Below are 25,293 nucleotides of genomic sequence, written 5' to 3' on the forward strand. Positions count from 1 at the left end.
AGCGGCACAGGATAACGCCTGTGCCTGACCAATGGAGGCTTTGCTGTTTCAGAGGTGAACGACGGCCAGGTCCAGGCGGCCGTAGTCGTTGTCGTTATGATCGCTGCGTGGCGGCACGTGGTGGGTCTTCATCACTTGATCGTCCTGCAGGGTTTCCAGGTGAATGTCGAAGCCCCATAACCGATGCAGGTGCTTGAGCACTTCCTCGGTGGATTCGCCCAAGGGTTTGCGGTCGTGCTGCTGATGACGCAGGGTCAGCGAGCGGTCGCCGCGTACATCGATGCTGTAGATCTGCACGTTAGGCTCACGATTGCCCAGGTTGTACTGCGCCGCCAGGGTTTCACGGATGGTGCGGTAGCCGGGTTCGTCATGAATCGCAGGCACCACCAAGTCATCCTTGAGGTCGTCATCCATGATGCTGAACAGCTTGAGGTCGCGAATCACCTGGGGTGACAGGTACTGCAGGATGAAGCTCTCATCCTTGAAGCTGCTCATGGCGAACTTGATGGTCGACAGCCAATCGCTGCCGGCGATTTCCGGGAACCAGCGGCGGTCCTCTTCGGTGGGGTGTTCGCACATGCGCCGGATATCGCGATACATCGCAAAGCCCAGTGCGTAGGGGTTGATGCCGCTGTAATACGGGCTATCAAAGCCTGGCTGGAACACTACGCTGGTGTGGGACGTGAGGAACTCCATCATGAAACCGTCGGTGACCAGGCCCTCGTCGTACAGGTCATTCATCAAGGTGTAGTGCCAGAACGTGGCCCAACCTTCGTTCATCACCTGGGTCTGGCGCTGTGGATAAAAGTACTGGGCGATCTTGCGCACGATGCGCACGATTTCCCGCTGCCACGGCTCCAGCAGTGGCGCGTGTTTTTCCAGGAAATAGAGGATGTTTTCCTGAGGTTCGGCGGGGAAGCGCGCATTGTCCTTGTCGCTGTTTTTGCCCGCACGTTTTGGAATGGTGCGCCACAGGTCGTTGATCTGTTTCTGCAAGTGTTCCTCACGCTCCTTCTGGCGCAGGCGTTCTTCCTCGGCAGAAATCGGGTACGGACGTTTGTAGCGATCAACCCCATAGTTCATCAGGGCGTGGCAGGAATCGAGCAAGTCCTCCACCGCGTCGATGCCATGACGCTCCTCGCACTGCATGATGTACTGCTTGGCGAACACCAGATAATCGATGATCGAGCTGGCATCGGTCCAGGTGCGGAACAGGTAATTGCCTTTGAAGAAACTGTTGTGCCCGTAGCATGCATGGGCCACCACCAACGCCTGCATGCAGATGGTGTTTTCCTCCATCAGATAGGCGATGCATGGGTCGGAGTTGATGACGATCTCGTAGGCCAGGCCCATCTGGCCGCGGGTGTAGGACTTTTCGGTGCTGAGGAAGTGCTTGCCATAGGACCAGTGGTGATAGCCCAAGGGCATGCCGACTGACGCATACGCATCCATCATCTGTTCGGCGGTGATGACTTCGATCTGGTTAGGGTAAGTGTCCAGGGCATAACCCGCCGCGATACGGCTGATTTCCCGGTCATAGGCCTGGATCAGTTCAAAGGTCCACTCGGACCCGGTGGAAATGGGTTGGCGCTTATGCGCTTTGGCCGTCATGTCACTAACCTGCGCTGGAAGAGTTCACGGAAGACCGGGTAGATATCGCCGGCCGAGACCAGTTGCTGCTGGGCGAAGGTATCGGCAAAGGCTTCGCCGATGCGCTCGTATTCGAACCACAGGGCCTGGTGCTCACGGGGGGTAATTTCGACGTACGTGTAGTACTGCACAAACGGCATGATCTGGTTGATCAGGATGTCGCGGCAGATGGGCGAATCATCATTCCAGTTGTCGCCGTCGGAAGCCTGGGCGGCGTAGATATTCCACTCGTTGGCCGGGTAGCGCTCGGCCATGATCTCCTGCATCAGCTTCAAAGCGCTGGACACGATGGTGCCGCCGGTTTCCCGCGAGTAAAAGAACTCTTCTTCGTCCACTTCCCGGGCGCTGGTGTGATGGCGGATGAACACCACGTCGATCTTGTCGTAGTTCCGCTTCAGAAACAGGTACAGCAGGATGAAGAAGCGCTTGGCGATGTCCTTGGTGGCCTGGGTCATGGAGCCGGACACGTCCATCAGGCAGAACATGACCGCCTTGGAGCTGGGGTTGGGTTGCTTCACCAGCAGGTTGTATTTCAGGTCAAAGGTATCGAGAAACGGCACGCGGTGAATGCGCGCGCTGAGTTTTTCGATTTCGGCCTCGATTTCCTGGATATCGCCGAAGTTGTCCGGCTCTTCGCGCTTCAAGCGGGCCAACTCTTCCTTGGCCTGTTTTAGTTTGGCGCGGCTGCTGCCCGACAGTGCGATACGGCGAGCATGGGCCGAGCGCAGGGTGCGGATGATGTTGATCCGGGACGGATTGCCCTCGTTGCTGATCCCGGCGCGCACGGTCTTGAACGTATCGGTGCCGGTCAGGTTGCGTTTGACCAGGTTAGGCAGCTCCAGGTCCTCGAACATGAATTCGAGGAATTCTTTCTGGGTAATCTGGAATACGAACTCATCCATGCCTTCGCCGGAGTTGCCGGCCTTGCCCGGGCCTTTACCCCCGCCGCCACCTTGGGGGCGTTGGATGTGTTCGCCGGTGGTGAACTCCTTGTTGCCGGGGTGCACGACGGTCTGCTTGCCGCCCCGGCCATGGTGCAGCACCGGTTCGTCGATGTCCCGTCCAGGAATGCTGATTTGTTCACCATGCTCCATGTCGGTGATGGAGCGGCGGCTGACAGCCTCTTCAACGGCCTTTTTGATGTGGTCACGATAGCGCCGCAGGAAACGCTGGCGGTTTACCGTGCTCTTGTTCTTGCCATTAAGGCGTCGGTCGATCACATAGCTCATAGGCCCCTCCGGGGAGCTTCAAGTCGTAAGCTACAAGCTGCAAGAGGAGTGTGCGCCCAATATGACGGCTCACTCGCCTTTATCTTGCAGCTTGTCGCTAGAAGCTTGTCGCTATTTCACTGCGATTTGCGAACCCGCAGATACCACTCGGAGAGCAGCCGTACCTGTTTGTCGGTGTAGCCACGCTCGACCATTCGTGTAACGAAGTCGTTGTGTTTTTGCTGGTCCTCCTTGCTGGCCTTGGCATTGAAGCTGATGACCGGCAGCAGATCCTCGGTGTTGGAGAACATTTTCTTCTCGATAACCACCCGCAGCTTCTCGTAGCTGAGCCAGGTAGGGTTCTTGCCGTTGTTGTTGGCCCGGGCGCGCAGCACGAAGTTGACGATTTCGTTGCGGAAATCCTTCGGATTGCTGATGCCGGCTGGTTTCTCGATCTTTTCCAGCTCCTCGTTGAGGGCTACGCGGTTGAGGATTTCGCCGGTTTCCGGGTCGCGGTATTCCTGGTCCTGAATCCAGAAGTCTGCGTACAGCACGTAGCGGTCGAAAATGTTCTGGCCGTACTCGCTGTAGGACTCCAGGTACGCGGTCTGGATTTCCTTGCCGATAAACTCTATGTAGCGCGGCGCCAGGTATTCCTTGAGGAAGCGCAGGTAGCGTTCGCGGGTTTCCGCCTGGAATTGCTCCTGTTCGATCTGCTGTTCCAGTACATAGAGCAGGTGCACCGGGTTGGCGGCGATCTCGTGCGGGTCGAAGTTGAAGACCTTGGAGAGGATCTTGAACGCGAAACGTGTGGAAAGGCCGTTCATGCCCTCATCCACGCCCGCCGTGTCGCGATATTCCTGGATCGACTTGGCCTTGGGATCGGTGTCCTTGAGGTTTTCGCCGTCGTACACGCGCATCTTCGAGTAGATGTTCGAATTCTCCGGCTCCTTGAGGCGCGACAGTACGGTGAATTGCGCAAGCATTTTCAGGGTGTCGGGCGCGCAGTGAGCCTTGGCCAGAGAACTGTTGAACAGCAGCTTGTCGTAAATCTTGATCTCGTCGCTGACCCGCAGGCAGTACGGCACCTTGACGATGTAGATCCGGTCGATGAAGGCTTCGTTGTTCTTGTTGTTGCGGAAGGTATGCCATTCCGATTCGTTGGAGTGGGCCAGCAGGATCCCGGTGAACGGAATCGCGCCCAGACCTTCGGTACTGTTGTAGTTGCCTTCCTGGGTCGCGGTCAGGAGTGGGTGCAGCACCTTGATCGGTGCCTTGAACATTTCCACGAATTCCATCAGGCCCTGGTTGGCCCGGCACAGTGCGCCCGAATAGCTGTAGGCGTCGGCGTCGTTCTGCGGGAATTCTTCGAGTTTGCGGATATCGACTTTACCCACCAAGGCCGAAATGTCCTGGTTGTTCTCATCGCCTGGCTCGGTCTTGGCCACTCCGATCTGGTTGAGGATCGACGGGTAGAGTTTCACCACGCGGAACTGGCTGATATCACCGCCAAATTCGGCCAGGCGCTTGGTGGCCCAGGGCGACATGATGGTATTGAGGTAGCGGCGCGGAATGCCGAAGTCCTCTTCGAGGATCGCGCCATCTTCCGTGGCGTTGAACAGGCCCAGTGGCGACTCGAATACCGGTGAGCCCTTGATCGCGTAGAAGGGCACCTTCTCGATCAGTTGTTTGAGTTTTTCAGCCAGGGACGACTTGCCGCCGCCGACGGGGCCGAGCAGGTAAAGGATCTGTTTCTTCTCTTCCAGGCCTTGGGCGGCATGGCGGAAGTAGGAGACGATCTGGTCGATGCATTCTTCCATACCATGGAAGTCTTCAAAGGCCGGATAGCGGCGGATCACCTTGTTGGAAAATATTCGCGACAGTCGCGAATTGTTGGCGGTTTCCACCAGTTCCGGCTCACCAATTGCCAATAGCAGACGTTCGGCGGCAGACGCGTAGGTGCTGCGGTCCTGCTTGCACAGCTCGAGATACTCTTGCAGCGTGAGCTCTTCCTGCTGTGTGGACGCGAAGCGTTGTTGGAAGTGGCTAAAGATACTCATGACGTCGTCACCTCGCTCGATACGTGGAGCCGACGCCGGATCAATCAGTCGATGCTGGCAGTCATTGGTGATCACCAATGGCTGTTTTCCCCCCAGAACACCCTCAAACGCTACCGATGACCCGCACGCCGGTGTACCGGCTCTCCCCTGATTCGGATGGCCTGCGCTTAAGGATAGTTCGGAATCCGGGAGTTCAAGGCGCGATGCGCAATTAGTTGGCTGCGCCGTTCGTCAGAAACGGCGCGAGCCCATGCGTCACGCGGGGTAGCGGGGTGTGAAAAAAATTATTGCGAATCGCCGGAGGCAATTTCTGCAGGATAGGTCGTACGCCACAGCTCAAAGCCACCGTCCAGGCTATAGACGTCGGAGAAGCCCTGGCTGATCAGGTAGGCGGCCGCGCTCTGGCTGGAGTTGCCGTGATAGCAGGCCACGATCACCGGTGCGTCGAGGTCCGCGGCACGGATGAAGTCGGCGATGTTGTGGTTGTCCAGATGCTGCGCGCCGGTGATATGGCCAGCGGCGTGAGCCTGAGGGTCGCGGATGTCGACCACCACGGCACCTTGCTCGCGCAGGGCCTGGGCTTGTTCGGGAGGGATACGTTTGAATTCGCTCATGGCGGGCTCCTATGGCTTGGCGGCCGGCAGTGTCACGGAAAGGGGGGATTCACACTGGCAGCTCAAGCGCTCGCCGGTGTCGATGTTCATCAGGGTCATGGCGCCGCCCCACACGCAGCCGGTATCGAGGGCAAAGACACCCGGCTCGTCGCATTTGCCTTCAAGGGCAGCCCAGTGGCCGAAGATGATTTGCGTGTCGCGGGTCTTGCGCTCCTTGTGGGCAAACCAGGGCTTGTAGCCGGGCAGCGCGGTGTCGGCGCCTTCCTTGCTTTTGAGGTCCAGTTTGCCCTCTGCGGTGCAGAAGCGCATGCGTGTGAAGTAGTTGGTGATGACGCGCAGGCGGGTCACGCCGGTGAGGTCGTTGTCCCACTTGACGGGCTCATTGCCGTACATGCCGTCGAGGTAAGCGGTGTAGAGGCTGTCATCGGCCAGTGCGCTTTCCACTTCAGCGGCACACTTGAGGGCTTTTTTCAGTGTCCATTGAGGCGGGATGCCAGCATGGACCAAGGCCATGTTGCGGCCTTCGTCGTAATGCATGAGCTTTTGTCGACGCAGCCAATCCAGCAGTTGCGCGCGATCCGGTGCTTCAAGGATTTCGCGCAGGGTGTCGCTCTTTTTCAGGCGTTCGATGTTATTGCCGGCCGCCAGCAAGTGCAGATCATGGTTGCCCAGTACACACACCAGGGAGTCGCGCAGGCCATACAGGAAACGCAGGGTTTCCAGGGACTCGGGGCCGCGATTGACCAAGTCACCCACCAGCCACAGGCGATCGCTTGCCGGGTTGAAGGCAACCCGCTCCAGCAGGCACTTGAGGGGTTCCAGGCAGCCTTGCAGGTCGCCGACCGCGTACGTCGCCATCAGTGCAGGGCTCCAGGCACGGCGAGGCGGAAGGGCGCGATGATGGCGTCGAACAGTTTGCCGTCGGTGGCTTTCATCTGATACGAGCCCTGCATGGTGCCGACTTTAGAGGTCATCACCGTGCCGCTGCTGTAGGTATGGCTGGCGCCAACGTCGATCAACGGTTGCTGGCCAACCACACCGGCGCCGCGCACTTCTTCAACCTGACCGTCACCGTCGGTGATCACCCAGTGGCGCGACAGCAGCTTGGCCGGCACCTGCCCGTTGTTCTTCACCGTGATGGTGTAGGCAAAGGCGAAACGGTTATGTTCGGGTTGAGATTGGTCCGCGAGGAAGCGGGTGACGACGCTGACGTCGATCTGGTAGCGAGGATCGGACATGCAAGAGGCCTTAAAAGCAAAAGCGGAGGACAGCAGATGCGGATCAGTCTAGGCCATCAGCAGGGCACTAGGCCAGACATGCTGTCTGGCCCATGCATGGCAGGCTTCAGTCCACGGTTGGCGCAGGCTGGATGGCAAGCTGGTCGGCCAGGCGCACGAACGCGGCCAGGTCCAGTTGCTCGGGGCGCAGGCTGCCATCGACGCCGGCGGCTTCGATCTCAGCGTTGCTCAGCAGCGCCTTGAGCGTGTTGCGCAGGGTCTTGCGGCGCTGGTTGAACGCTTCGCGCACCACCCGCTCCAGTAGCTTGTGGTCCTTGGCCGGGTGCGGCAGTACGGCGTGAGGCACCAGGCGCACGATGGCCGAGTCGACCTTCGGCGGCGGATTAAACGCGCCTGGGCCAACATTGAACAGGTGTTCCACGCGGCAATGGTATTGAACCATGATCGACAGACGGCCCCAATCACCACCACCAGGCCCCGCCGCCAAGCGCTCAACCACTTCTTTTTGCAGCATGAAGTGCATGTCGCGAATGATCCCGGCGTTGTTCAGCAGGTGGAAAATCAGCGGTGTGGAGATGTTGTAAGGCAGGTTGCCGACCACCCGCAGGCTGTTGGGCGCGGCATTGAGGCTGTTGAAGTCGAACTTCAGCGCGTCGCCCTGGTGCAGGTTGAAGTTGGACTTGCCTGCGAACTGCTGGTTGAGGATCGGGATCAGGTCCTTGTCCAGTTCAACCACGTCCAGTTGACCGCCACTGGCCAGCAGGCCTTGGGTCAGTGCGCCCTGGCCCGGACCGATTTCCAGCAGGCGGTCTTCAGGTTTGGCATGGATGGAGCGCAGGATGCGGTCGATCACGCCGGCGTCGTGCAGGAAGTTCTGCCCGAAGCGCTTGCGCGCCCGGTGTTGGTAATGCTCGGTCATATACGGGTCTCGGCCATCTGATAGGCGGTTTCCAGGGCCACGTGCAGGCTGCCGGTATCGATCTTGCCGCTGCCCGCCAGGTCCAGGGCAGTGCCATGGTCGACGGAGGTGCGGATGATCGGCAGGCCCAGTGTCACGTTGACTGCGGCGCCGAAGCCTTTGTATTTCAGTACGGGCAGCCCCTGGTCATGGTACATCGCCAGCACTGCGTCGCAGTGCTCCAGATATTTGGGGGTAAACAGAGTGTCCGCAGGCAGTGGGCCACGCAGGTCCATGCCTTCTTGGCGCAGACGCTCTAATGTCGGTTCAATGATGTCGATTTCTTCATGGCCCAAATGGCCGCCTTCACCGGCGTGCGGGTTAAGCCCGCAGACCAGGATTCGGGGTTGGGCAATGCCGAATTTTTGTTGCAAGTCGGTATACAGGATGCGCGTGACGCGCTCCACGCGCTCGGCGGTGATGGCATCGGCGATATCGCGCAACGGCAGGTGCGTGGTCACCAGGGCCACGCGCAGGCCGCGTGTGGCAAGCATCATCACGACTTGAGCGGTGTGGGTCAGTTCGGCGAGGAATTCGGTATGGCCGGAAAAGGCGATACCGGAGTCGTTGATGACGCCCTTGTGCACAGGGGCGGTGATCATGCCCGCGAAGTCGCCGTCGATACAGCCTTGGCCGGCACGGGTCAGGGTTTCCAGCACAAACGCCGCATTGGCCTTGTTCAGTTGCCCGGCAACGACCTTGGCCGCAAGCGGGGTGTCCCACACATACAGGCTGCCTGCGGGGGCCGGCAGGTCAGGCCAATTGCCCGGCGCCACGTCCAGCAACGTGACGGCCACACCCAGTTGCGCGGCCCGCTCAAGGAGCAGGTCGCGGCTGGTTATGGCAATCAGGGGATGTGGCTGGGGTTGCGAGGCGAGGAGCAGGCACAGGTCTGGACCAATGCCGGCCGGCTCGCCGGGTGTGACCGCGAAACGCTGTGGTTTCACTTCGTTGCCTGGTCGGTGCCTGTTTGCTCGGCGCCTGGCAGCTTGTTTTCCACGTAGGCTTCGTCACGGATCTGACGCAACCAGGTTTGCAGCTCTTCGTCATATTTGCGGTTACGCAATACGCTCAGGGCTTGTTGCTCGCGGGCCTGGGTGGTGTTGTCGGTCGCGCGGCGGCCAAGAACTTCCAGTACATGCCAGCCATATTGAGTCTTGAACGGCTTGGACAGAACGCCTTGCGGGGTCTTGGCCATAACGTCCTGGAACTCCGGCACCAGCGCTTTCGGGTCGATCCAGTTCAGGTCGCCACCGTTGAGGGCCGAACCCGGGTCTTCCGAGAAGCTCTTGGCCAAGGTGGCGAAGTCTTCACCGCCTTCGATGCGGTCATAGATCTTCTGGGCCAGTTCCTTGGTTTGCGCCTCGGTTCGGATTTCGCTTGGTTTGACCAGGATGTGACGAACATGCACTTCGTCTTTCAGCGAGGTCTCGCCGCCGCGTTTTTCCAGCAACTTGAGGATGATGAAGCCGCCCGGTGTGCGTGCTGGCTGGGTAATTTCACCCGGCTGCATGGCGCTCAGTTCACGGTCAAACGGAGGTGGCAACTGAGCGGCTTTACGCCAGCCCATATCACCGCCGTCCAGGGCGTTGTCGCTGCCGGAGACGGCAATTGCCGTCTGGGCGAAGTCAGCGCCGGCTTTCAAACGGTCATAAACGGCCTGAGTCTTTGCGGCAGCTGCATTGAGCTGCTCGGCGTTGGCGCTGTCCGGTGTCGGGATCAGGATATTGGCCAGGTGCAGCTCTTCGGAGAGCTGCATCTTGCCCAGGTCCGACGCCAGGAAGTTTTTCACTTCCTGCTCGGACACTTGAACCCGCTCGGCCACACGGCGCTGACGCACACGGCTGATGATCATTTCACGCTTGATCTGGTCACGGGCGTCCTCATAGGACAGGCCGTCGTGGGCCAGAGCAGCTTTGAACTGGTCAATGCTCATGTTGTTGCGCTGAGCGATGGTGCCTACTGCCTGGTTCAGTTCTTCATCCGAAATACGGATGCCGGAACGATCGCCGATCTGCAGTTGCAGGTTTTCGACGATCAGGCGTTCCAGCACCTGTGGATCGAGCACGCTGGTAGGCGGCACGCCGCCACCACGCTTGGCGATAGTTTGCTGAACTTCCTTGACCCGTTGGTCGAGTTGGCTCTGCATGATCACGTCGTTATCGACAATGGCCACAACTTTGTCCAGCTGTTGAACCGCAGCGTGTGCCGATGCGGCCCCCAGGAACAGCGCGCCCAGCACCAGCGGGCGCACGCAATCAGAAAGCTTGGTCTTCACGTTCACGATAACCTTCAATGCCTTTGTCGAGGAAGCTCTCTACCTTGGCGCCGGTCAGGCCGCCGAGTCCTTTAAGGACGATCTGGAAGAAGAGCCCGTGGTCACCCTTTTCGTTCAGCGGGGCGATCTGAGTGTATTCGTCGTTGGAAACCCAGTAACGGTTGATCACACGCAGTTTCCAGCAGCAGTTGTCGTACTCGAAACCACCGAAGGCTTCCAGGGTGCGGTTGCGGGCATAGTCATACTGCCAGCGGGTGATCAGGTTCCACTGGGGAATGATCGGCCACATCATCGAGAAGTCGTGTTGCTGGATTTTGTAGTAATCCTTCACGTAGTTAGCGGTGCCAGGTGTGCCGTAGTCACCGCCAAACTGGTATTTACCGGTCAACTGGTTATAAACCACTTGGTCGTTGCGATAGCGATAACCGAGGTTAACAACCTTGTTCGGGTTGTCTTCCGGCTGGTAGTGGAACATTGCGCTGCCGGAACGTGGGGAACGGCTCTCCGGGTCCCAGTTGTAGTCGGCAGTAGCGCGCCAGTCATGGTTGAAGCGGAATTCGTATTCCAAGGCGATTGGCGAAACGTTCGAGTGAGCGTCATCGCGTGTCTTGGCATCGATACCAGGCAGTTGCACTTCACGATCTTTGAAATATACCGCCTGGCCGATGGATGCCCGTTGGCGTTCAAAGCCGTTCTCTTGAATCCAGCGGCTGGTCAAGCCAAACGACAGCTTGTTCTCGTCGCCGATACGGTCCGAGCCGGAGAAACGGTTATCCCGAAACAGCGAGGAGTAGCTGAACGTGTTTTCGCTGGTGTCGAACACCGGAATGTCTTTCTGGTCTGTCTCTGGGACGTAGAGATAGAACATGCGCGGTTCAAGGGTCTGGCGATAGTTTTCGCCGAACCATTGGGTATTGCGGTCGAAATACAGGCCGCTGTCGATACTGGCGATAGGGACTGCGCGATCCTGTGAACTGTTGAAGCTCTCACCCAACTGCGAGGCGCCGCCTCTATTGGTTACCAAGTCAGCCTTGCCAGTGCTGTCCAGGTCAAGATCGTACTTGGTGTAGACGTACTTGAGCTTCGGCGTAATGTACCCGTAGGTTGCAGTCATCGGCAGGGACATGCTTGGTGCCAGGTTCAGACGCGTGCCGTTGGCGCGGTTCAAGCCAAATACGTAAGTGTCCAGGCGAGGGGTGCCATTCGCCAACGGTGGCGTATTGAACGGGCCTCCGTCTTTTTCCGTGTAATTGCCGGTCTCAAGATCCCGGTCAAAGCGCACTGCCTCGGTCTCGTAAGCAAAGTCCAAGCCGCCCGGGTGGTAAGGCAGCGTACCGTTGAAGGTCAGCTGCGGCAGTCGGTCATACGGGGTGATCTGCGAAACGGTCGCCAGTTGATAAGACTGGACGTTCAAGCGCGCCTGATAGGAGTCGCCGCGATAGGTCAAGGCGCCCTGTTGGTTCACGAAGTCCTGAGCTTGAACGCCTTCCTGGTTGGTTTTCAGATCCTGGTAGAAGTACGGATCGCTGATCTTGGTGTAGTCGACCAGGGTCGTCAGTCGCGAATCCAGCCCACCTTTATGCTGCCAGTTGAGCATGTAGCGAGTTTTTTCGTAGTCGCTCTGCTTTTTCCGTTCGTCGCTGTCGTCGTTCAGGTACGCGCCGCCAAACTGACCTTCGCTGGTCTTGGTGAGGTAGCGGAATTCGCCTTCCATCATCAAGCCGCGTTTGGTCATGTATTGCGGGTACAACGTGGCGTCGTAGTTTGGCGCCAGGTTGAAGTAATACGGCGTAATCAGGGTAAAGCCAGTTTCCCCACCGGTGCTGAAGCTCGGCGGCAGGAAGCCGGATTGACGACGGTCGTCGATCGGGAAATAGATGTATGGGGTGTACAGGATCGGGATGTTCTTGATCCGCAACGTCGCGTTGGTCGCCGTACCGAAACCGGTGGCCGGGTTCAACGTGATGTTGTTGCCCTTGATCTGCCAGGCGTTGCTGTCCGGCTCGCAGGTGGTGTACGTACCGTCCTTGAGACGGATAATCGCGTTCTCGGCACGCTTGGCGTACAGCGCGCTACCGCGAATGCGCGACTTGTGCAGTACGTATTCGGCGTTGTCGATCTGGGCGGCGCCCGTGTCGAGCTGGACCTCTGCGTGGTCGCCCACGATCAGGGCACCGTTGTCGCGCAGACGAACGTTGCCGTTCAGCTCGCCACGGTTCTCGGCCTGATACAGGCTGGCTTCCTGAGCCTCCAGCTGCATGCTGCCCTGGCGCATGACGACGTCACCGGCCAGGGTCGCGACTTGCTGTTCCTGCTCGTAACGAGAGGCCTTGGCACCGATGAAGGTCGGCGTATCGCTTTTGTCCGTCTTGTCGTTCATGCCAGGACGGGTCGGCTCGATGTACGCGCCGGAGCAATAAGGACCGGTTTCGGCCAGTTGGGCCGCGGTCAGCTTCTCGCGAGGCACCCAGTCCAGGTGGCTGTAGTCGGCGCTGCGCGAACGCAGGCCACGGCCCTTGGCTTCGGTGACCAGCGCGGTCTTCGGTTCAGCGTCGCCGCTGCCGCCAGCGTCGGCTTGCGCCGTACTGCCGGCCGAGCTGACGGCTGCACCGTCATGCACCGGGCGCGGTGGCAACGGGGCTGCGGCGGTTTTCGGCGCGCAATCCCAGGCACCCGAAGCAGAGACTGAGCAGTCATACTGTTCCGCGGCGACCACGAATGAGGTGGCGAAAGGTTGCATGGCCAGCAGACTGCCGGTTACCAGCAACGGAAATTTTCTACGAAACGCGGGGGATTTCAATGCCATCTTATTAGTCCGGGCTTCCTGCGTGCCATCTGCCCGCGGTTTGGGCCGCACGCCTCTCGATGGTCTGAAAAAGATGCGTGATAATAAAGCATGACCCGCTTGACGGCTAGCGCCGTCGGAGACCCTTGTAATGCCCGAGCAAGATCTACGTTTACAACAGCTGAAAGTATGGCTGGATGAGCAGTTGCCGATCCTTTTCAACGCTCAGGATTGGGGTGTCGTACCACCGGCCACATTGACCGCGGCCAGCAGCGACGCGAGTTTCAGGCGTTACTTCCGTTGGGAGGGTGGCGGTCGAACGTTCGTCGTCATGGACGCGCCGCCCCCCCAGGAAAACTGCAAACCTTTCGTCGATATCGCTGATTTGCTCGCGAAATCGGGAATTAATGTGCCAAAAATTTATGCAGAAGATTTGCCTCGCGGCTTTCTTTTGCTCAATGACCTGGGCAGAAAAACCTATCTGGACGTGATTGACGAGCAAAACGCCGATCAATTGTTTGCCGATGCCATCGATGCGCTGCTGGCTTTTCAGCAGTTGCCGATGGACACGCCGCTGCCCAGCTATGACGTCGCCTTGTTGCGCCGTGAGCTGGAATTGTTTCCGGAGTGGTACGTTCGCCGGCATTTGGGTATCGATTTCGACGCCCGGCAACAAGCCTTGTGGCAGCGCGTCAGTGATCACTTGATCGACAGCGCCCTGGCCCAGCCCAAAGTGCTGGTGCATCGCGACTATATGCCACGCAACCTGATGATCAGCACGCCGAACCCGGGCGTGCTGGATTTCCAGGACGCGGTCTACGGCCCGGTGACCTACGACATCACCTGCCTGTTCAAGGATGCGTTCCTCAGTTGGCCCAAGGCGCGCGTGCGCGAATGGCAGCGTGGTTACTGGGAGCGTGCCGGGCAATTGGGCATCCCCGTGCAGGACGATTTTCAAGCGTTCCTGCGCGCCAGTGACCTGATGGGTGTGCAGCGCCACCTCAAGGTGATCGGCATCTTTGCGCGCATTTGCCATCGCGACGGTAAGCCACGCTACCTGGCGGACGTGCCGCGCTTCTTTGCTTATATAGAAGCGGTACTGGCCGACCGGCCTGAACTGGATGAGCTGGGTGAATTGCTCGCTAGCCTGCGCGAACCGGCCGAGGCGGGCGTATGAAGGCGATGATCCTGGCGGCAGGCAAAGGCGAGCGCATGCGTCCGCTCACGCTGCACACGCCCAAGCCCTTGGTGCAGGCGGGCGGCAAGCGGTTGATCGAGTATCACCTTGAAGCGCTGGCCAAGGCCGGCTTCACCGATATCGTCATTAACCATGCCTGGCTCGGGCAGCAGATCGAAAGCTACCTGGGCGACGGCGCGCAGTTTGGCCTGCGCATCCAGTACTCGGCCGAAGGCGAGCCGCTGGAAACCGGCGGGGGTATTTTCAAGGCACTGCCACTGCTGGGCGACGAACCCTTCCTGCTGGTCAACGGCGACATCTGGACCGACTTCGACTTCGCCAGCCTGCGCAACAAGCCGCTGCAAGGGCTTGCCCACCTGGTGATGGTCGACATGCCTGACCATGCCCCTATGGGCGGCGACTTCTATTTGAGCGACGGCGTGCTTCATGATGCCGCGCCCGGTGCCGATAACCTGACCTTCAGTGGCATCTCAGTGCTCGACCCCCAGTTGTTCGCGGGTTGCAGCGCCGGAGCCTTCAAGTTGGCGCCGCTGTTGCGGGAGGCCATGGCCAAAGGACGGGTAACGGGGGAACACATGACGGGACGCTGGATTGATGTCGGCACGCTGGAACGTCTGGCGCGGGTCGAAACCTTGCTGACTGCGGGGCGATAGGATGTTGTGGCCAGGGACACTGATCGGTGCCGGGGCTGGCTTTGCCATTGCCAGTATTCCGGGGGCCTTGTTGGGCGCATTGTTGGGGCAGGCACTGGATCGCCGCCTGCAATTGCACAGTTGGGCGCAATTGCGCGAACGCCTGGGCGGGCGCACGGCGTTGCGTAACGACGAACTGCTGTTTGTGCTGCTGGGGCGCCTGGCCAAAAGTAATGGCCGGGTCGTGGATGGGCATATCCAGCAGGCGCGCCAGGAGATGCGCTCGCTGGACATGAGCGAGCCGGCACGGCGCCGGGCAATTACCGCGTTCAATCGCGGCAAGTCCGGGTCCGACCGTGTGCGCACTTATCTGCGCGTGCTCAAGGCTCAGCCGCATGCGGCGGAAGGCGTGTTGCGTGCGTGCTGGCGAATGGCCTGGGCGGATGGCAGGGCAGATGAGGCCGAGCGCGACCTGATCGATCAATGGGGCAAGTGGCTGGGTTGGACGCCGCAACAGTTGCAGGCGCTGGCCTCCGATTACGCGCCGGAACGCAAGCCAATGGTCAGCCGCAGCGGCGCCTATCAGGAGGCGTTGCGGACGCTTGGCGTAACCGCCACCAGCGAACCGTCGGTAATCAAGCGTGCCTATCGTCGCCTGCTCAGTCGCCACCACCCGGACAAGATTGCCGGCACTGGCGCCAGCCCCGCGCAAGTGCGCGAGGCGACCGAGCGAACCCGCGAACTGCATAACGCCTATGCATTGATTCGCGAGCGGCGGGATTTCAGATAGCTACCACCCTTTGGAGCGGCCAACCCAATAGGTGTGGGAGCTGGCTTGCCTGCGATAGCGGTGTGTCAGCTAAGCAATCGTCACTGACAGCCCGCTATCGCAGGCAAGCCAGCTCCCACATTTGATTGGGTTGTCAGGCCAGGATCAATTGTTGGCGGCCTGCGGGCTCAGCCACCCGCGAACCCGCCGATACAACTGCTCCTGCTCGGCCGAGCTATTGCCGGGCAGGGTTTTGAGTGACACCTGTTTGTAGCCGTCATTCTTCGCACGCTTGGCGGCTTGCGCACGCTCCAGTGCGTTTTTGCGCTCCTGGGCGCCGTCCTGGTAGAAGACGTCCGCCGTAGGCACTTTCAGCGTTGGGGCCAGTTGTTGCAGATTCGGCTGCCGACCCGCAGGCGTCTTGCCGGCCACCATCACCAACTTCTGCACTTGGGACGGCTGCTTCTCGCTCAGGTAACGCGCGGCCCACCACGCGCCGGTGCCATGGCCGAGCAACACCACGCTGCGCGCGCTCTGGGTTTGGGCGAAGGCGACGGCGGCGTCGATACGATCAAAGATGCGCTTGGCGTCAGTCTTGTCCTGTTGCTCCGCACCCGGCACCACCGCCGGGTCCGTCCCTTCAGCTTCGGCGCTGGCGGCTTGTTCGATGGGTTTGGCGGCGGTGCTGCCTTCTTTGCTGCTGGTGTCGACCGCTGCCTTGGGTGCTTCCATGACCCGTGGCGGCAAGGTGTCCATGTTCAGGTCCGGTAACGAAAGGCTGAGGGTGCCCCAATTGGCGTCCGGCAATTTACTGCGCAAAGGCGCAATTGCTTGCGGCCAGTCAGCACTTTCCCCGGCGCCGGGTACGATAATCACCACACCTTGGGGCTCGGCGCTGTTGGCCGGCTTCCACAGGGCCAGGAATGAGTCGGTGCCGGCCTGCAACTGTTGCTGTTCCTGTTGCGGAAGTTGCCGCTCGAGGGCGTTGGCTTCTTCCTGGCTGCGCTCGGGCAGGGGTTGGCGTTCAACCGGTTTTTCGGCGGCGGGCGCAGGTGCGTCGGCGGCCTGTACAGAAAAGGCGCTGGTAAATAGTAGCGACAGGCACAATGCTGGCAGTGCCGAACGGTGGAGAAAGAGCATCGTTAATTCCCGGCCAGAAGTCATTCCAGCAGCCTAATGGGTTGGTCAGTATTTGTCAGTGATGTGAGACGTGGATCATGGGTTTTCGCTGTCTGCTGGTTATCGGCTGTTGGTGCTTTGCCTTGATGGCGAGTGCCGCGCCTGCGCCTGCTGCACCACTGGCGCAACTGAATGCACAGCAGCGGGAATGGCTGGCCCAGCATCCGGAGTTGCGCGTGGGCCTGGTATTACAGGCGCCTTACGCACAATACGACCGGCGCTTGCAGCGGTTGTCCGGGGCCAATGTCGAGTTGATGCAGTGGTTGGCCAAGGCGCTGAACATTGAGCTGACCTGGCGCAACTTTCCCAGCCAGGAGCAATTGGAAGCCGCCGTGCGTGACGGCGAGGTGGATATCGCCCCCGGCCTGCAGCAAACGCCCGCAGGCTTGCGCCTGTGGTTATTCACCGACCCGTACATGCGCGTGCCCCAGCATATCGTCGGTTTCCGCGAAGGCGGCGGTGCCGTGGAGCTGGAAAAACTCGATGAGCAGTCTCGCGTTGCCGTGCGCATGCCCAGCGCCGTGGCGGATTACCTGCGCAGCAACTATCCCAACCTGAATGTGCAAGGCGTGCCCATGGAACGTCAGGCCTTGCAATTACTGGTCAGCCAGCAGGCGCGTTATGCCGTGGTGGATGAGGCGCAGCTGAGCCGGTTGTCCGGCGAGGCAGAGTTTGCCGGGCTGGCCGTGGTGGGGGATATCGGCTTGCCGCAATTGCTGCGTGTGGCCACCCGCCGTGAATGGCCGGAACTGGCAACCATCATGCAAAGTGCCTTGCGTGCGATCCCCGCCCGCGATCTGGACCAACTGCATAGTCGCTGGTTACAACCCAAGTACCCGCGTTTGTCGGAGTCACCGGCCTTCTGGAAAAACCTCAGCCTGCTCTTGGGGTTGTTCCTGATCGCCAGTCTCGCCGTGGTGGTCTGGCAGCGTCGCCAGCAGCGTGAGCTGGAACAGCGCCTGCTGGCGGCTCGGGAAGAAAGTGCCGCGCGCGCCGCCAGTGCCGAAGCCTTGCGGTTGACGCAATTTTCCATCGATCAAAGTACGGTCGGCATCCTGTGGGTCAATTGGGACAGTCATGTGCGCTATGCCAACCTTGCGGCCGAAACCATGCTCGGTTATGGCGCAGGGGCATTGATCGAAAGGCCGTTGATCGATTTTGACCCGACGTTGAACATGGACCGCTGGCTCAACCTGTGGAAGCGCGCCCGCGCCAGCGAAGAAGGCCCGCAAAACTTTGCGGCCGATTGCGTGCGCGCAGACGGCACAGTCCTGCCCGCCGATGTGTCCCTGAGCTTTCTGCGCTTTGCCGATGGCGAATACCTGGTCGTTTATCTCAATGACGTGACCGAGCGCCGCCGTTATGTGGCCGCCTTGCTGCAAAGCGAGGCGCAGTTGCGCGAATTGTCCGCCCACCTGGAAACCGTACGCGAAGAAGAAAAGGCCCGTATCGCCCGCGAAGTGCACGACGAACTCGGGCAGATGCTCACGGTGCTCAAGCTGGAAACCTCGATGTGCGAACTGGCCTATGCGCAATTGGACCCGGGCTTGAACGAGCGCCTGAACAGCATGAAGCGCTTGATCGCCCAGCTGTTCCAACTGGTGCGCGACGTGGCAACCGCCTTACGCCCGCCGATTCTGGACGCGGGCATCGCCTCGGCCATCGAATGGCAAGCCCGCCGCTTTGAAGCCCGCACGCAAATCCCCTGCCTGGTACAAGTCCCGGATAACCTGCCGGCCCTGAGCGACGCCAAGGCCATCGGCCTGTTCCGCATCCTGCAGGAGGCGTTGACCAATGTGATGCGCCATGCCCGGGCGCATACTGTCGAGCTGACCCTGGTCGTTGAGGGCGGCGACCTGCAGTTGACCATCAGCGATGACGGTATCGGTTTCGTTGAGTCCCAGGGGCGGCCCGTCTCCTTTGGCGTAGTGGGTATGCGCGAACGGGTGTTGATGATGGGCGGGCAACTGAGCCTGCACAGCGAGCCGGGGGAGGGCACCACCTTGACTGTCAGGGTGCCGTTGGATGCATAACTATAAGAGGAAACCCCTGTGATTCGCGTATTGGTAGCCGAAGACCACACCATCGTCCGTGAAGGCATCAAGCAATTGATCGGCCTGGCCAAAGACCTGCAAGTGGTGGGCGAGGCGAGTAACGGCGAGCAGTTGCTGGAGACCTTGCGCCATGTGGCGTGCGAGGTTGTGTTGCTGGATATCTCGATGCCGGGTGTGAATGGGCTGGAAGCCATTGCGCGCATCCGTGCACTGAATAACCCGCCGGCGATCCTGGTGTTGTCCATGCACGATGAAGCGCAAATGGCCGCCCGAGCCTTGAAAGTCGGTGCGGCGGGGTATGCGACCAAGGACAGCGACCCGGCCCTGTTGCTGACGGCGATTCGCAAAGTCGCGGCGGGCGGGCGCTATATCGACCCGGACCTGGCTGACCGCATGGTGTTTGAAGTCGGCCTGACGGATACGCGGCCGCTGCATTCGTTGCTCTCGGAGCGCGAGTTTTCGGTGTTCGAGCGCCTGGCCCAGGGCGCCAACGTCAATGACATCGCGCAGCAACTGGCGCTGAGCAGCAAGACCATCAGCACCCACAAGGCGCGCCTGATGCAAAAGCTCAATATTACCTCCCTGGCCGAATTGGTGAAGTACGCCATGGAACATAAGCTGTTGTGACGACATGCCTGTTTGCGACCTCCCTTGAGCCCTGTCGTGAGCGTTCCCTGCGGGCGCAACCCTGACACTGTTCCATCCCCGCCATCGCTGTAGGGCAATCCCTACCCCCAGGCTTCCATCCTGCTGATGCAATTCTCTCCTGGCCCCCGATTTCCGGGGCCTCGCGCCTGGACTACGCTTGTGCCACAGCAGTCCAAAACACAAAGGTGCGGGTATGAGCGAGGTGGATTCAAATGATGTGCTGGTCAGCTTTCGTGGCGTGCAGAAAAGCTACGACGGCGAGAACCTGATCGTCAAAGACCTCAACCTGGAGATTCGCAAGGGCGAGTTCCTCACCCTGCTCGGGCCATCCGGCTCGGGCAAGACCACCAGCCTGATGATGCTCGCCGGTTTCGAGACACCGACCGCCGGTGAAATCCTGCTGGCCGGGCGCGCGATCAACAACGTGCCGCCGCACAAACGCGACATCGGCATGGTGTTCCAGAACTATGCGTTGTTCCCGCACATGACCGTCGCCGAAAACCTGGCGTTCCCGTTGTCGGTGCGCGGCTTGAGCAAGACCGATGTCAGCGAACGGGTCAAACGTGTGTTGAGCATGGTCCAGCTCGACGCCTTCGCCCAGCGTTACCCGGCGCAACTTTCCGGCGGCCAGCAGCAGCGCGTGGCCCTGGCCCGGGCGCTGGTGTTCGAACCGCAGCTGGTGCTGATGGACGAACCCCTCGGCGCGCTCGACAAACAATTGCGCGAGCACATGCAGATGGAGATCAAGCACCTGCACCAGCGTCTCGGTGTGACGGTGGTGTACGTGACCCACGACCAGGGCGAAGCCTTGACCATGTCCGACCGCGTGGCGGTGTTCCACCAAGGCGAAATCCAGCAGATCGCCGCGCCGCGCACCTTGTACGAAGAACCTAAAAACACCTTCGTCGCCAACTTCATCGGTGAGAACAACCGCCTCAACGGGCGCCTGCACAGCCACAGCGGCGAGCGTTGCGTGGTGGAGCTGGCGCGTGGCGAAAAGGTCGAGGCGCTGGCGGTGAATGTCGGCCAGATTGGCGGCCCGGTGACCCTCTCGGTGCGCCCGGAGCGCGTGAGTCTCAACGGCTCCAGCGAAAGCTGCGTGAACCGCTTCTCCGGACGGGTGGTGGAATTTATCTACCTGGGCGACCACGTGCGCGTGCGCCTGGAAGTCTGCGGCAAGGCCGATTTTTTTGTGAAACAACCGATTGCCGAGCTGGACCCGGCCCTGGCGGTCGGCGACGTGGTACCGATTGGCTGGCAAGTCGAGCACGTTCGCGCACTCGACCCACTTCTAGAGGCGAATTAATCGCCCCATGGCTTCACCAACCCTGCACGTGGAGAGAACAACAATGTTGAGATCCCTTAAATATTCCGCCCTGGCTTTAGGCCTGATGGGCGCGACACAGGCCATGGCAGGCCCGGACCTGACGGTCGTGTCCTTTGGTGGCGCGAACAAGGCGGCCCAGGTCAAGGCCTTCTATGCACCGTGGGAAAGTGCGGGCAACGGCAAGATCGTCGCCGGCGAGTACAACGGTGAAATGGCCAAGGTCAAAGCCATGGTCGACACCAAGAGCGTGTCCTGGGACCTGGTGGAAGTGGAGTCGCCGGAGCTGTCCCGTGGCTGTGACGAAGACATGTTCGAGCCGCTCGACCCCAAACTGTTCGGTAACCCTGGCGACTACGTCAAAGGCGCGATCCAGCCCTGCGGCGTGGGTTTCTTCGTGTGGTCTACCGTGCTGGCCTACAACGCCGACAAGCTGACCAGCGCACCGACCAGTTGGGCGGATTTCTGGGACACCAAGAAATTCCCCGGAAAGCGCGGCCTGCGTAAGGGCGCCAAGTACACCCTGGAATTCGCCTTGATGGCTGACGGTGTGGCACCGAAGGACGTGTACAAAGTGCTGGCCGGCAAAGATGGCCAGGACCGTGCATTCAAGAAGCTGGATGAACTCAAACCGTCGATCCAATGGTGGGAAGCTGGCGCCCAACCACCGCAGTACCTCGCTTCTGGCGACGTGGTCATGAGCTCTGCCTACAACGGTCGCATCGCCGCCGTGCAAAAAGAAAGCAACCTGAAAGTAGTCTGGAACGGCGGCATCTACGACTTCGACGCGTGGGCCATCCCTAAAGGCTTGGCCAAGGACCGCGCGGAAGCGGCGAAGAAGTTCATCGCCTTCTCGGTACAGCCGCAACAGCAAAAGACCTATTCGGAAAACATCGCCTACGGCCCGGCCAATACCCAGGCTGTGCCGTTGCTGGCCAAGGATGTGTTGAAGGATATGCCGACCACGCCGGAAAACATTGCCAACCAGGTGCAGATCGACGTGAGCTTCTGGGCGGATAACGGCGAGCAGTTGGAGCAGCGCTTCAATTCGTGGGCTGCTAAGTAACCAGCAACACCGCTAAATCCTTGTGCGAACCGGTAAGTGTGGGAGCGGGCTTGCTCGCGAATACGGTGGATCAGTCGCTTCATGCGCTGACTGTCACATCGCATTCGCGAGCAAGCCCGCTCCCACACAACCCCGCTCCCATTTGGGATCTGTTGTGTTGGGCAGAGCGCATTCATTTTTAAGTTCCGGAGTTTGCCATGGTTATCGCCATTCCCAGCCCCACCCTCAAGCAGCGCCTGGCGCGTGCCGAGCGGCTCAACCGCTGGAAGGCCCAAGCCTTGATTGCGCCATTGGTGTTGTTTTTGCTGCTGGTGTTCCTGGTGCCGATCGTTGCGCTGCTTTACAAAAGCGTCGGCAACCCGGAAGTGGTGGGTGGTTTGCCGCGTACCGTGGTGGCGGTCAAGACCTGGGATGGTCGTGGTCTGCCGGGTGAACCGGTGTATCAGGCACTCAGCGAAGACCTGGGCGAAGCGCGTAAAAACCAGACACTGGGCGACCTGTCCAAACGCTTGAACATGGAACTGGCCGGCTACCGTAGCCTGCTGACCAAAACCGCGCGGGCGCTGCCGTTTACCGAAGCGCCTGCCTCTTATAAACAGGCGCTGGAAACCCTCGACGAGCGCTGGGGCGACCCGGCGTACTGGCAGGCTATCCGGCGCAATACCAGCAGCCTTACGCCTTACTACCTGTTGGCGGCCGTCGATCACCGCATTGATGACCTCGGCGAAGTCGCCCCGGCAACGCCGGACCAGGCGATCTACCTGGACATCTTCGCCCGCACGTTCTGGATGGGCCTGGTGATTACCTTCATCTGTCTGCTGCTGGCTTACCCGTTGGCCTACTTGCTGGCCAACCTGCCGGCACGCAAAAGTAACTTGCTGATGATCCTGGTGTTGCTGCCGTTCTGGACCTCGATCCTGGTGCGCGTGGCAGCGTGGATTGTGTTGCTGCAATCCGGTGGGCTGATCAACAGCGCGCTGATGAGTGTGGGCCTGATCGATAAACCGTTGGAATTGGTGTTCAACCGCACCGGCGTGTACATCTCCATGGTGCATATCCTGCTGCCGTTCATGATCCTGCCGATCTACAGCGTGATGAAAGGCATCTCGCCCACGTATATGCGGGCGGCGATCTCCCTGGGGTGCCACCCGTTCGCCAGCTTCTGGCGCGTGTACTTCCCGCAGACCTATGCCGGTGTCGGCGCCGGTTGCCTGCTGGTGTTCATCCTGGCGATTGGTTACTACATTACGCCGGCACTGCTGGGCAGCCCGAACGACCAGATGGTCAGCTACTTTGTAGCCTTCTACACCAACACCAGCATCAACTGGGGCATGGCCACGGCATTGGGCGGCTTACTGCTGCTGGCGACCGTGCTGCTGTACCTGATCTACAACCGGCTGGTGGGCGCCAGTCGCCTGCGCCTGAGCTGAGGAGACCTTGCGATGCTGAGCCCTTATATGTCACCGGTGGAACGGGTGTGGTTCTACAGCTTGCGGATCTTGTGCGGCTTGATCCTGCTGTTCCTGATATTGCCGGTACTGGTGATTATCCCGCTGTCGTTCAACAGCGGGAGTTTCCTGGTGTACCCGCTGCAAGGTTTCTCGCTGCACTGGTACCAGGACTTCTTCGCCTCGGCCGAATGGTTGCGCGCACTGAAGAACAGCATCATCGTTGCCCCGGCGGCCACCGTGCTGGCAATGGTGTTCGGCACCCTGGCGGCGATTGGCCTGACCCGCGGCAACTTCCCCGGCAAGGCGCTGGTGATGGCGCTGGTTATTTCGCCGATGGTGGTGCCGGTAGTGATTATCGGCGTGGCCAGTTACCTGTTCTTTGCGCCATTGGGGCTGGGCAACAGTTTCTTCTCGCTGATTGTGGTGCATGCGGTGTTGGGCGTGCCGTTTGTGATTATCACGGTGTCGGCGACCTTGCAGGGCTTCAACCATAACCTGGTACGGGCGGCCGCCAGCCTGGGCGCTTCGCCGTTGACTGCGTTTCGTCGGGTGACCTTGCCGTTGATTGCGCCCGGGGTGATTTCCGGGGCGCTGTTTGCGTTCTCCACGTCATTCGATGAAGTGGTCGTGACGCTGTTCCTTGCCGGCCCTGAGCAAGCAACCTTGCCTCGGCAGATGTTCAGCGGCATCCGTGAAAACCTCAGCCCGACGATTGCCGCAGCGGCGACCTTGCTGATTGCCTTCTCGGTGCTGCTGTTGCTGACACTGGAATGGCTACGAGGCCGCAGCGAAAAACTGCGCACTGCACAGGTCTGAGGCCAAACCGAGCTCAAAATGTGGGAGCGGGCTTGCTCGCGAATGCGGTGTGTCAGTCAATGCATCTTTAACTGACACACCGCATTCGCGAGCAAGCCCGCTCCCACATTGGTTTGTGTTTATTCAGATAATGACCATTCAGCCGCTGAATGGCAGACAACCCATTTGCCTCAGCTACTCTTGTGCAAGCCCAACATTAACGAGAGGCCGCGCACATGAGCACTTCCTCATTCAAGATCGCCCACAAACTGTTGACCGGCGCTGGCGCCATCGAACAACTGGCCGCCGAACTCACACGCCTGGATGTGGATAACCCGCTGATCGTCACCGACGCCGCGCTGGTCAAGTCCGGCACCGTGGCGCTGGCGTTGGAACACTTGGGCGAGCGGCCCTATGAAATCTTCGACCGTGTGCTGCCCGACCCGGAAATCGCCATCGTCGAAGACTGCATGCGCGCATACCGCGAAGGCGGGCATGACGGCCTGATCGGTGTGGGCGGCGGCAGTGCCATCGACATTGCCAAAAGCGTTGCGGCCTATGCCGGTTACCACGGCGCCCTGGCGGACTTGTTCGGCGTTGACCAGGTGCCGCGCAAGGGCCCGCCGCTGATCGCCATCCCGACCACGGCCGGTACCGGCTCGGAGGTGACCAATGTGGCGATCCTCTCGGACAAAGTGGCACAGCTGAAAAAAGGCATCGTCAGCGATTACCTGCTGCCGGACGTCGCGCTGATCAGCCCGCAAATGACGCTCACGTGCCCGCGCAGTGTCACCGCCGCCAGTGGCGTGGATGCTTTGGTGCACGCCATCGAATCCTACCTGTCACTGAATGCCTCGCCGATCACCGATGCCCTGGCCATTGGCGCGATCAAACTGATTGCCAATGCGCTCCCCAAGGCCTACGCCAACCCGGCCAACCTGCAAGCACGCGATGACATGGCCACTGCCAGCCTGATGGCCGGTATGGCGTTCGGCAATGCCGGGGTGGGCGCGGTGCATGCGTTGGCCTACCCGCTGGGCGGGCGATTCAATATTGCCCACGGTGTGAGCAACGCGCTGTTGCTGCCCTACGTGATGCACTGGAACAAGCTGGCGTGTGTCGAGCGCATGCAGGACATTGCCCAGGCGATGGGGGTCAATGTCACCGGGCTCAGCATCAACGACGCAGCCGACCAGGCGGTTGAGGCGATGACGCGACTGTGTGCCGCAGTGGAAATCCCTTCGGGCCTGCGCAGCTTTGGGATACCCGAGGATGCAATCCCGGCCATGGCCACGGAAGCGGCGGGTATCGAACGCCTGATGCGCAACAATCCACGCAAGCTCAGCGCAGCGGATATCGAGAAAATCTACCGGGCAGCTTACTAAC

The 25,293-nt window shown here is 60.2% G+C and carries 21 protein-coding genes; 10 read left to right on the forward strand and 11 right to left on the reverse strand.

Annotation, left to right across the window (positions count from 1 at the left end; all coding sequences use genetic code 11):
* Positions 1–48 precede the first annotated feature (48 nt).
* The 10 genes from ACI77D_RS23770 to ACI77D_RS23815 all read right to left on the reverse strand — a co-directional run bounded on the left by ACI77D_RS23770 (position 49) and on the right by ACI77D_RS23815 (position 12,812).
* On the reverse strand, positions 49–1,611 hold the full coding sequence (locus ACI77D_RS23770; RefSeq protein ID WP_407017607.1) for a SpoVR family protein: 1,563 nt from the start codon (positions 1,609–1,611) through the stop codon (positions 49–51).
* Positions 1,608–2,879, reverse strand: a complete 1,272-nt coding sequence (locus ACI77D_RS23775; protein ID WP_407017608.1) for a YeaH/YhbH family protein — start codon at positions 2,877–2,879, stop codon at positions 1,608–1,610. Before ACI77D_RS23775 ends, ACI77D_RS23770 begins: the two co-directional genes overlap by 4 nt.
* A gap of 116 nt (positions 2,880–2,995) precedes the next feature.
* A complete protein-coding gene (locus ACI77D_RS23780) occupies positions 2,996–4,918 on the reverse strand; it encodes a PrkA family serine protein kinase (RefSeq protein ID WP_003194732.1) in 1,923 nt (640 codons plus the stop codon).
* Between the two features lie 284 nt (positions 4,919–5,202).
* Complete coding sequence (glpE, locus tag ACI77D_RS23785) at positions 5,203–5,532, reverse strand: thiosulfate sulfurtransferase GlpE (RefSeq protein WP_221295762.1); 330 nt, start codon at positions 5,530–5,532, stop codon at positions 5,203–5,205.
* A 9-nt stretch (positions 5,533–5,541) separates the two neighbouring features.
* Complete coding sequence (locus tag ACI77D_RS23790; RefSeq protein WP_262666382.1) at positions 5,542–6,390, reverse strand: symmetrical bis(5'-nucleosyl)-tetraphosphatase; 849 nt, start codon at positions 6,388–6,390, stop codon at positions 5,542–5,544.
* Positions 6,390–6,770, reverse strand: a complete 381-nt coding sequence (apaG, locus tag ACI77D_RS23795) for a Co2+/Mg2+ efflux protein ApaG (protein ID WP_064454390.1) — start codon at positions 6,768–6,770, stop codon at positions 6,390–6,392. The genes ACI77D_RS23790 and apaG overlap by 1 nt, the downstream gene beginning before the upstream one ends.
* 106 nt (positions 6,771–6,876) lie before the next feature.
* Entirely contained in the window at positions 6,877–7,689 is an 813-nt protein-coding gene (rsmA, locus tag ACI77D_RS23800) for a 16S rRNA (adenine(1518)-N(6)/adenine(1519)-N(6))-dimethyltransferase RsmA (protein ID WP_064454389.1), read from the reverse strand.
* Positions 7,686–8,675, reverse strand: a complete 990-nt coding sequence (pdxA, locus tag ACI77D_RS23805) for a 4-hydroxythreonine-4-phosphate dehydrogenase PdxA (RefSeq protein ID WP_064454388.1) — start codon at positions 8,673–8,675, stop codon at positions 7,686–7,688. The genes rsmA and pdxA overlap by 4 nt, the downstream gene beginning before the upstream one ends.
* The gene (locus ACI77D_RS23810) at positions 8,672–10,006 is read right to left on the reverse strand and encodes a peptidylprolyl isomerase (protein ID WP_064455018.1); all 1,335 of its coding nucleotides are present in this window, start codon (positions 10,004–10,006) and stop codon (positions 8,672–8,674) included. The genes pdxA and ACI77D_RS23810 overlap by 4 nt, the downstream gene beginning before the upstream one ends.
* A complete protein-coding gene (locus ACI77D_RS23815; protein WP_064454387.1) occupies positions 9,987–12,812 on the reverse strand; it encodes an LPS-assembly protein LptD in 2,826 nt (941 codons plus the stop codon). The genes ACI77D_RS23810 and ACI77D_RS23815 overlap by 20 nt, the downstream gene beginning before the upstream one ends.
* A gap of 130 nt (positions 12,813–12,942) precedes the next feature.
* On the opposite strand from ACI77D_RS23815, the gene ACI77D_RS23820 reads away from it, so the two are divergent.
* Genes ACI77D_RS23820 through ACI77D_RS23830 form a run of 3 tightly spaced genes read left to right on the forward strand, consistent with a single transcriptional unit; the run spans position 12,943 to position 15,411 of the window.
* Positions 12,943–13,968, forward strand: a complete 1,026-nt coding sequence (locus ACI77D_RS23820; protein WP_262666380.1) for an aminoglycoside phosphotransferase family protein — start codon at positions 12,943–12,945, stop codon at positions 13,966–13,968.
* Positions 13,965–14,642, forward strand: coding sequence for an N-acetylmuramate alpha-1-phosphate uridylyltransferase MurU (murU, locus tag ACI77D_RS23825; protein WP_262666379.1), 678 nt, complete (start codon positions 13,965–13,967; stop codon positions 14,640–14,642). The genes ACI77D_RS23820 and murU overlap by 4 nt, the downstream gene beginning before the upstream one ends.
* Before the next feature lies 1 nt (position 14,643).
* The gene (locus ACI77D_RS23830; RefSeq protein ID WP_064454384.1) at positions 14,644–15,411 is read left to right on the forward strand and encodes a TerB family tellurite resistance protein; all 768 of its coding nucleotides are present in this window, start codon (positions 14,644–14,646) and stop codon (positions 15,409–15,411) included.
* A gap of 144 nt (positions 15,412–15,555) precedes the next feature.
* Here the strand turns inward: ACI77D_RS23830 and ACI77D_RS23835 are convergent, their stop codons facing one another.
* Complete coding sequence (locus ACI77D_RS23835) at positions 15,556–16,530, reverse strand: alpha/beta hydrolase family protein (RefSeq protein ID WP_221295759.1); 975 nt, start codon at positions 16,528–16,530, stop codon at positions 15,556–15,558.
* A 77-nt stretch (positions 16,531–16,607) separates the two neighbouring features.
* Here ACI77D_RS23835 and ACI77D_RS23840 point away from each other — a divergent pair, with 77 nt between their 5' ends.
* The 7 genes from ACI77D_RS23840 to ACI77D_RS23870 all read left to right on the forward strand — a co-directional run bounded on the left by ACI77D_RS23840 (position 16,608) and on the right by ACI77D_RS23870 (position 25,292).
* Complete coding sequence (locus ACI77D_RS23840; protein WP_064454382.1) at positions 16,608–18,602, forward strand: ATP-binding protein; 1,995 nt, start codon at positions 16,608–16,610, stop codon at positions 18,600–18,602.
* An 18-nt stretch (positions 18,603–18,620) separates the two neighbouring features.
* Entirely contained in the window at positions 18,621–19,250 is a 630-nt protein-coding gene (locus ACI77D_RS23845) for a response regulator transcription factor (RefSeq protein ID WP_064454381.1), read from the forward strand.
* Between the two features lie 214 nt (positions 19,251–19,464).
* Positions 19,465–20,577, forward strand: coding sequence for an ABC transporter ATP-binding protein (locus tag ACI77D_RS23850; RefSeq protein WP_064454380.1), 1,113 nt, complete (start codon positions 19,465–19,467; stop codon positions 20,575–20,577).
* A gap of 43 nt (positions 20,578–20,620) precedes the next feature.
* On the forward strand, positions 20,621–21,661 hold the full coding sequence (locus tag ACI77D_RS23855; RefSeq protein WP_064454379.1) for an ABC transporter substrate-binding protein: 1,041 nt from the start codon (positions 20,621–20,623) through the stop codon (positions 21,659–21,661).
* Between the two features lie 197 nt (positions 21,662–21,858).
* A complete protein-coding gene (locus ACI77D_RS23860; RefSeq protein ID WP_053258306.1) occupies positions 21,859–23,091 on the forward strand; it encodes an ABC transporter permease in 1,233 nt (410 codons plus the stop codon).
* A 12-nt stretch (positions 23,092–23,103) separates the two neighbouring features.
* Positions 23,104–23,928: an ABC transporter permease gene (locus ACI77D_RS23865; protein ID WP_407017609.1), complete on the forward strand. Its 825-nt coding sequence runs from the start codon at positions 23,104–23,106 to the stop codon at positions 23,926–23,928.
* Between the two features lie 215 nt (positions 23,929–24,143).
* Positions 24,144–25,292, forward strand: coding sequence for an iron-containing alcohol dehydrogenase (locus tag ACI77D_RS23870; protein WP_064454377.1), 1,149 nt, complete (start codon positions 24,144–24,146; stop codon positions 25,290–25,292).
* Position 25,293 lies beyond the last annotated feature (1 nt).

The sequence above is a fragment of the Pseudomonas sp. O39 genome (assembly GCF_045447295.1).
GTDB lineage: Bacteria > Pseudomonadota > Gammaproteobacteria > Pseudomonadales > Pseudomonadaceae > Aquipseudomonas > Aquipseudomonas antarctica_A.